We start from the raw sequence: 7222 nt of genomic DNA on the forward strand, positions 1-7222 counted from the left end.
CCATCAGGATGTCGCCCAGAAACGCGCTTCCGTCGCCCTGCACGCTGCCCGCATTGCCGCGTGCAGCCAAGCGGTCGGGGCCATGGAGCAGGCGTTGCGGACGACGACGGCGTACCTCACCAGCCGCACCCAGTTCGGGGTCACGCTCAACCACTTCCAGGCGCTGACCTTCCGCGCGGCCGACCTGTACGTCGACCTCGAGCTGACCCGGAGCCTGGTCCTGTGGGCGACGATGGTGCTCGCGGAGGGGACCGCCGAGGAGGTCGCGGGGGCCGCCTCGCGCGCGGCCCTGCAGACCAGCCGCGCCGGGCGGCACCTCGGCCAGGAGGCCATCCAGCTCCACGGCGGCATCGGGGTGACCGCGGAGTACAGCATCGGCAGCTACACCAGCCACCTCACTGCTCTGGACCACCTGCTCGGCGACGGGGACCACCATCTGAGGCTGCTCGCCGCGGGAGTGGGGGCGTACGGCGAGGTCGACCCGCTGCGTTGAAAGGAAAAGCAGAACGAAGGTCGCGCAGACCCTCCCGCAAACGGGTCGCGAAGCCGTAGTCTGACCGGCATCCCGGAACTGACGGCAAGGGGCGGCAGAAGTGGCTTCTCGGACGAGCGTGACCACCACGGCGACAGCGGGACTGGGACGCAGGGTCCGTAGCGCTCGGACGGCCAAGGGTTGGACGCAGGCCGACCTCGCCGGGGACGACTTCTCGGTCGGCTTCCTGTCCCGCATCGAGTCCGGTGCCCGCCAGCCCAGCCGGGAGACGCTCCTCGCCCTCGCCGAGCGTCTGGACGTGACGGTCGACTACCTGGTGACCGGGGTGGAGGAGGACGTCGCGCTGTCCCGTCGCCACGACCTGGACCGGGCCGAGCTCTCACTGGCCGGCGGCGACATCGACGAAGCGCTGCGGACCTCGGCGGACCTGCTCGATCGGGGAGCGCTGGCCACCTGGCCCGACCTGGAGCGGCGGGCCCGGCTGGTGCACGCGCTGGCCCAGGAGGCCGGCGGGGACGTGCACGCCGCCATCATCGAGCTGGAGGACCTGTACGAGGTCACCGCGGACGGCGAGTCCGCCGCGACCATCGGCATCGCGCTCTCCCGGTGCTACCGCGAGGTCGGCGACTTCACCCAGGCTGTCGAGGCCGGCGAACGGGCCATCGAGGTGCTCGCCGACCTCGGGCTGGCCGGGACCCCCGACCACATCCGCCTGGTGGTGACCGTCGCCGCGGCGTACTTCGAGTCCGGCCAGACCGGCACCGCCACCCGGCTCTCGCGCCGGGCGATCGCGGTGGCCGAGGAGTCGGGCTCGGCGGAGTCGCAGGCCGCGGCGTACTGGAACGCCAGCATCATCGAGCGGCACAGCGGCAACCTCGACGCCGCGGTGCGGCTGGCGAGCCGAGCGATGCTGGTGCTGCAGAGCGGCGCCGGCACCCGCAACCTGGGTCGGCTGCGGATGCAGCTGGCCCTCTTCCACGTCAGCAGCCCCGAGCCGGACCTCGCGGAGGCGCGGGCCCTGCTGGAGCAGGCGACCGCCGAGCTGGCCTGGTCGGCGGCGAGCCCGGTGGACCACGCCCGGCTGCAGGTCGTCCGGGCGCGGCTGCACCTGCTCGAGGGCGCGCCCGACCGGGCCCGGGCCGAGCTCGCCTCGATCTCACCCGACGTGTGCCACCAGGAGGTGCTGCTGGCCGCCGAGGTGCGCGTGCTGCAGGCCCTCGCCGAGGCGGCCGAGGGTACGCCGGGGGACGCGGCGTACCGCGACGCGACCACGCTCCTCGAGCTGGTCGGAACGGACCGCGGCGCCGCGCAGCTGTGGTTCGAGCTGGGCGAGGCGATGCACGCCGCCGGTGACCTGGGCCGGGCCGCAACCGCCTTCCGTCAGGCGGCGACCTGTCTGGGCGCCTCGCGGGTGCTGGCGCCGACCCAGGACCGGCCGGTCTTCAGCCTGACCGCGGACTAGCAGCACCACGAGTCGCCGCCACCGCGCACGGTGGGGCGGGCGGGGCCGGCGTTGGCCGGAGCGGGGACTGTCGCCAGCGCGAGCATGCAGACCGAGGCGACCACTGCGGCGATGATGCGGGACATGGAGTGCTCCTTTGTGCAAAGGGTGTGTCAGGTTCGATGTGACACCAGTCGGCCACACCTTGGCAACATGGTGGGCCGAGGGGTGGACCGGCGTACTGCAAACCACTGCAGCCACGGGACCGCGCTAGACGAGACACCGGAGCCTGCCCGCGGCAGGGCACTTCCGGTGTCCGGCGCGGGTTCCTATCCTTCCTGCTGGTGGGCATGGACGCCCGTCGTTGTCGACGACCACGAGGAGGGGCTGTGGCCGACGAGCTGATGCCGGAGATGGCTGGTGGCGGGGAGGCGGAGGCGCTCGAGCGCGTCCGGGCCGGCCACTGGTGGCAGGCGTTCACCGGGCTGGTCCCGGTGCTGCTGATGGTGCCGATCCTGCTGGCGCACGCGTACACGCTGGGCGTCCTGGTGGCGGTGGTCGGCTCGCTGGCGGTGGTGGGCTACCACCTCGCCCGGGGACAGGGGATCACCAGCCTGGACGTGCTCGCGCTGCTCTTCGCGGTGACCAACCTGGTGGTGTACGACGTCTTCGGCAGCACGCTGCTGATCGAGAACCTCGACGTGGTGTTCTACACCCTGCTGGCCCTCCAGTCGGGGCTCAGCCTGGTCAGCGGCACGCCGTGGACCATGCAGTTCACCCGACGCACGGTGGTCCCCGAGCTCTGGGACTCGCCGGCCTTCCACGCCATGAACGTGCGCACCACGCGGCTGTGGGTCGTGTGTTTCGTGCTGTGCGACGTCGCCGCCCTCACCCTGCCCGACCCGAGCAGCGTGTGGGTCCCGGTGCTGCTGATGGTCGCCACCGTGGTGCTCTCCCGCCGCCTCGGCCGGCGGTACCTGGCCCGCGCCCTCACCCGCTGACCCGTCGCTGTTTGCCGGCACACTGCGACGGGTCAGCGGGAAAACTGCGACGGGTCGGCGGGGTGTCGGGGCGGACGCCTAGAGTCGGGCGTGGACCGCGGGCCGAGCCCGGGTCGGGAGACGCGTCGTGACGCGCGTCGAGAGACGGGGGGCAGGACGCGAGATGGCTGAGCTGAGGCGGGTCGGCGACCACCACGCGGCCACGGCGCTGGCCCGGCTGCTCACGGGCGCCGACCGGCGCACCCCCGTGGTGGTCGTCTCCGTCCCGGCCGGCCGCGCCGAGCCTTTCATCGACGCCGCCAGGATCGTCGACGAGGTCGGCGACCTCGCCCGGGTGTACCTCCTCACCACGGGCCCGCACACCTGGACCTTCTCCCGGGAGATGCCCGAGCTGACCCAGGTGTACGGCGGTGCCGGCCGCGTCTACCCGGTCGGGCACGAGTGGGTGGCCGACCCCCACCGCTCCCCGCTCCGGCTCGCCTTCAACCGGGCCGAGGGGGACCGGGCCACCGAGGACCTCATCTCCGACGCCCTGCGGATGGCCACGGACGCGGGCCTCCTGCGGCGGACGCCCACGCCGGCCAAGCGCCCGGTCCACGGGGTGGTGGCCGGCATCCCCGTCCCGGAGCGGGCGATGGTCTCGGTCGGCCGGTCTCTGGCCACCGTGGCCGAGGAGCTCACCGTCCCCGGGGTGCCCCTGGACCGCGTGCTGCGGGTCGGGCTCACCGTGCAGGGGGTGCTGGACGACCGGACGGGCCGCCTCGACCTCATCGGGTCGCTGCTCGACCCGGCCGCCCAGCTCGCGGCGTACGCCCTCGGCGAGGTGGTGCTGGCCGAGGTCCACCAGGTGGAGGCGGGCCGGGCTCGGCTGCGGCTGCACCCCCGCGTGACGGTCGAGGTGTCCCGGGCCGCGGTCACCTCCAACGACCTCGACGACCTGCGCTCGCTGATGAGCCCCGGAGAGGTCGTGCGCGCCCGGGTGACCGGCCTGGGTCCCGACTGGCGGCTGAGCCTGCTCGACGTCGACGACGACGAGGTCGCCCGACCGGCGCCGGCCCTGCTACCCGACGGGCCGCCCTGGCTGGTCGAGACCGAGCCGGGCTGGCTGGCCGAGCCTGCGTCGGCCGAGCCCGAGCCGGCGCCGCAGATGCCCGAGCTCCTCCAGCCGGTGGCCGAGCCCGGGCTGCTGGTCCAGCCGGTGGCCGAGCCCGAGGTACCGGTCGACACGTCGGAGCCGGTGGTCCCCGAGTCGACGGGACCACCTCGGCCCACCCCGCTGCTGCTCGACCGCAGGCGTGAGCGGGGGGGCAGCGCCCCACCCGTCCCGCCACCAGCGGCGGAGACCACGAACGGTGCGGGACCGGCAGTCGCCACGCTCACCCGCACCGTCGACGGGCTCAAGGCAGAGCTGGCCCAACAACGCCGTGTGGTGGCCGGGCTCCAGGAGCAGCTGCAGGGGCTGGTCTCCGAGCGTGGCCTGCTCGAGCACGTGCGGGACCAGCAGGCGCGCGACCTGGCCCGCCTGGAGCACGAGCTGCGCACCAGCCGCTCCCGGCTGCGCCGGGAGGTGGGTCGCCGCGGTGCCGCCGCACCGGCCCCCGACGTCCCCGAGTTCGCCGACCCCGAGCAGGGGTTCCGGTACGCCGTGCTCACGGCGTGGGCCCGACGTACCCCGCCGGCCGAGCAGGCCAGCAGGCCGCTGGGCGTCTACACCCTCGGGCCGGACTTCCTCACCAGCCTGCAGAAGGTCGACGGCATCAGCGCCGACAAGGTCGCCGACGTGGTGTTCGAGATCGTCACCGGCCGCGCCCGGGACCTGCCCGGGCGGGAGCTGCACCAGCTGCGCGAGTCCGACGCCGGCGGAGCGCCGTCCGTGAGGCGGGCCGACGGGGCCGTCTGCTGGCGCGCCTCGCTCCAGGTCAAGAGCCCGCAGGCCCGCCGGCTGCACTACTGGCAGCTGCCCGGAGGCGAGATCGAGCTCTCCCGGGTGACCCTCCACGACGACTTCCAGCCCTGAGCCCACCGACGCCGATCGGGTCTACCGTGGACCCGTGAGGTGACGACAGGAGGCGGACGTGGCGAACAACGCGGGAGCCGCGGGTGGCGGCGCACTCTACGGGCTGGGGATCTTCGGGGCCTGGGTGTGGTTCTGGCAGCAGGCCGACGGGTTCTGGTGGTACCTGTGGGCGATCGTGCAGGGCATCTTCTGGCCGGCCTTCATGGTGTACGACGTGTTCAAGGCGCTCGGCTCGTAGCGAACAGGCCGGGACGGGTCCGCCCGGGAACGGGCTCCTCCGCACAGGATGATGCGTCGGCCGAGGTGGTGGAGCATGCTCGGGTGGGACACCCCAACGGGAGTGGACCACCACCGGAAGGACGGCGCAACGTGGCTGCGGACTTCAAGGGCAAGATCGCGCTCGACATCAGGGACTCAGAGCCCGACTGGGAGCCGTTCCTGGCGCCCAAGGCGGCACCGGGGTCCCCGAACGTGCTGTTCATCGTGTGGGACGACGTGGGCTACGGCACCATGGACTGCTTCGGCGGGCCGGTGCGCACGCCCACGATGAACCGCATCGCCGAGATGGGCGTGCGGTACTCGAACTTCCACACCACGGCGCTGTGCTCCCCCACGCGGGCCTCGCTGCTGACCGGGCGGAACGCCACCTCCAACGGCATGGCCACGATCGCGGAGTTCAGCTCGGGGTTCCCCGGGATCTCCACCCGGATCCCGTTCGAGAACGGGTTCATCTCCGAGGTGCTCCTGGAGCACGGCTACAACACCTACTGCGTGGGCAAGTGGCACCTCACGCCGGGCGAGGAGACCGGCATGGCCGCGTGGAAGAAGCGCTGGCCGCTCGGACGGGGCTTCGAGCGCTTCTACGGCTTCCTCGGTGGCGAGTCGAGCTGCTGGTACCCCGACCTCGTGCACGACAACCACCCGGTCGACCAACCGGCCACCCCGGAGGAGGGCTACCACATCGCGAAGGACCTCTCCGACAAGGCGATCGCGTTCATCCGCGACGCCAAGGTCGTCGACCCCGAGAAGCCGTTCTTCCTGTACTTCTCCCTGGACGCCGCGCACGCCCCCCACCATGTGTTCACCGAGTGGGCGGACAAGTACCAGGGCGTGTTCGACGAGGGCTACGAGGCGATCCGGGACGGCATCCTGGCCCGGCAGAAGGAGCTCGGGCTGCTGCCGGAGAACACCGCTCTGTCGGGGATCAACCCGCACGGCGAGCCCGGGGCCACGGGTCCCGACGGCCAGCCGTGGCCGCTGCTCGACACGGTCCGTCCGTGGGACTCGCTGAGCACCGACGAGAAGCGCCTCTTCGCACGCATGGCCGAGGTGTTCGCCGGCTACGTGGAGTACACCGACGACCAGGTCCGACGCGTGATCGACTTCCTCGAGTCCTCCGGCGAGCTGGACAACACGATCATCGTGGTGGTCTCCGACAACGGCGCGAGCGGCGAGGGCGGCCCCAACGGCACCTTCAACGAGTGGCGCTTCTTCAACGGCGTTCCCACCCCGACCGACCTGACCCTGCAGCACATCGACGAGCTGGGCAGCCCGACGTCGTACAACCACTACAACACCGGCTGGGCCTGGGCCTTCGACACCCCGTTCCCCTACTGGAAGCGGTGGGCTGGCTACGAGGGCGGCATCGCCGACATGTGCCTGGTCGCCTGGCCGGCCAAGGTGCCGGCTCAGGAGACGCCGAGGGCGCAGTACGTGCACGCCGTCGACGTGGTGCCGACGATCTACGAGCTGCTCGGGATCACCCCTCCGTCGACGCTGAACGGCTACGCGCAGCGGCCGATCGAGGGCGAGAGCTTCGCAGCCTCGCTCACCGACCCGGCCGCGCCCGCGAAGCGGACGCAGTTCTACGCGATGCTGGGCCAGCGGGCGCTCTACGAGGACGGCTGGCTCGCCTGCACCGTGCACCCACCGCTGAGCGGCTGGGGCAAGTTCGACCAGGACGTGTGGGAGCTCTACCACGTCGAGGTCGACCGGTCGCAGTCCACGAACCTCGCCGCCGCCGAGCCCGGACGGGTGCAGGCGATGGTGGCCCGGTGGTTCGAGCTTGCCGAGCAGTTCAACGGACTGCCGCTCGACGACCGGACCGCGCTGGAGCAGACCCTGGCCGAGCGGCCCAGCGGCGCACCGGTGCGCGAGCGGTACGTGTACTACCCCGACTGCGCCGCCGTTCCCGAGCAGTCCGCCGTGCGCACCTCGGGACGGTCCTACACGATCTCGGCCGGGGTGCACCTCGACTCGGCCGACGCCGA

Annotated in this window: 7 protein-coding genes; 6 read left to right on the forward strand and 1 reads right to left on the reverse strand. The window is 72.4% G+C overall.

Annotation, left to right across the window (positions count from 1 at the left end; all coding sequences use genetic code 11):
• Positions 1-37 precede the first annotated feature (37 nt).
• Positions 38-493, forward strand: coding sequence for an acyl-CoA dehydrogenase family protein (locus PLP61_RS13030; RefSeq protein ID WP_324503171.1), 456 nt, complete (start codon positions 38-40; stop codon positions 491-493).
• A gap of 100 nt (positions 494-593) precedes the next feature.
• Positions 594-1955, forward strand: coding sequence for a helix-turn-helix domain-containing protein (locus tag PLP61_RS13035; protein ID WP_324503164.1), 1362 nt, complete (start codon positions 594-596; stop codon positions 1953-1955).
• Here the strand turns inward: PLP61_RS13035 and PLP61_RS13040 are convergent.
• Positions 1952-2080 (reverse strand): hypothetical protein, encoded by a 129-nt coding sequence (locus PLP61_RS13040; protein ID WP_324503165.1) that lies wholly within the window; start codon positions 2078-2080, stop codon positions 1952-1954. The two genes, PLP61_RS13035 and PLP61_RS13040, sit on opposite strands and share 4 nt — an antisense overlap.
• A gap of 243 nt (positions 2081-2323) precedes the next feature.
• Between PLP61_RS13040 and PLP61_RS13045 the strand changes: the two genes are divergently transcribed.
• The 4 genes from PLP61_RS13045 to PLP61_RS13060 form a co-directional block, all read left to right on the forward strand.
• Positions 2324-2935, forward strand: coding sequence for a hypothetical protein (locus PLP61_RS13045; protein WP_324503167.1), 612 nt, complete (start codon positions 2324-2326; stop codon positions 2933-2935).
• Between the two features lie 163 nt (positions 2936-3098).
• Positions 3099-4952: a hypothetical protein gene (locus PLP61_RS13050; RefSeq protein ID WP_324503168.1), complete on the forward strand. Its 1854-nt coding sequence runs from the start codon at positions 3099-3101 to the stop codon at positions 4950-4952.
• 58 nt (positions 4953-5010) lie between these two features.
• The gene (locus tag PLP61_RS13055; protein ID WP_324503169.1) at positions 5011-5190 is read left to right on the forward strand and encodes a hypothetical protein; all 180 of its coding nucleotides are present in this window, start codon (positions 5011-5013) and stop codon (positions 5188-5190) included.
• A gap of 131 nt (positions 5191-5321) precedes the next feature.
• Positions 5322-7222, forward strand: a 1901-nt coding sequence (locus tag PLP61_RS13060; RefSeq protein ID WP_324503170.1) for an arylsulfatase, incomplete at its 3' end; no start/stop codon positions are given.

This window comes from Nocardioides sp., assembly GCF_035429765.1.
GTDB lineage: Bacteria > Actinomycetota > Actinomycetes > Propionibacteriales > Nocardioidaceae > Nocardioides.

What these genes read in the sequence shown, in the direction of transcription:
- PLP61_RS13040 (WP_324503165.1), bottom strand. Translation starts at nt 2,080, where the DNA reads ATGTCCCGCATCATCGCCGCAGTGGTCGCCTCGGTCTGCATGCTCGCG.
- PLP61_RS13050 (WP_324503168.1), top strand. Translation starts at nt 3,099, where the DNA reads ATGGCTGAGCTGAGGCGGGTCGGCGACCACCACGCGGCCACGGCGCTG.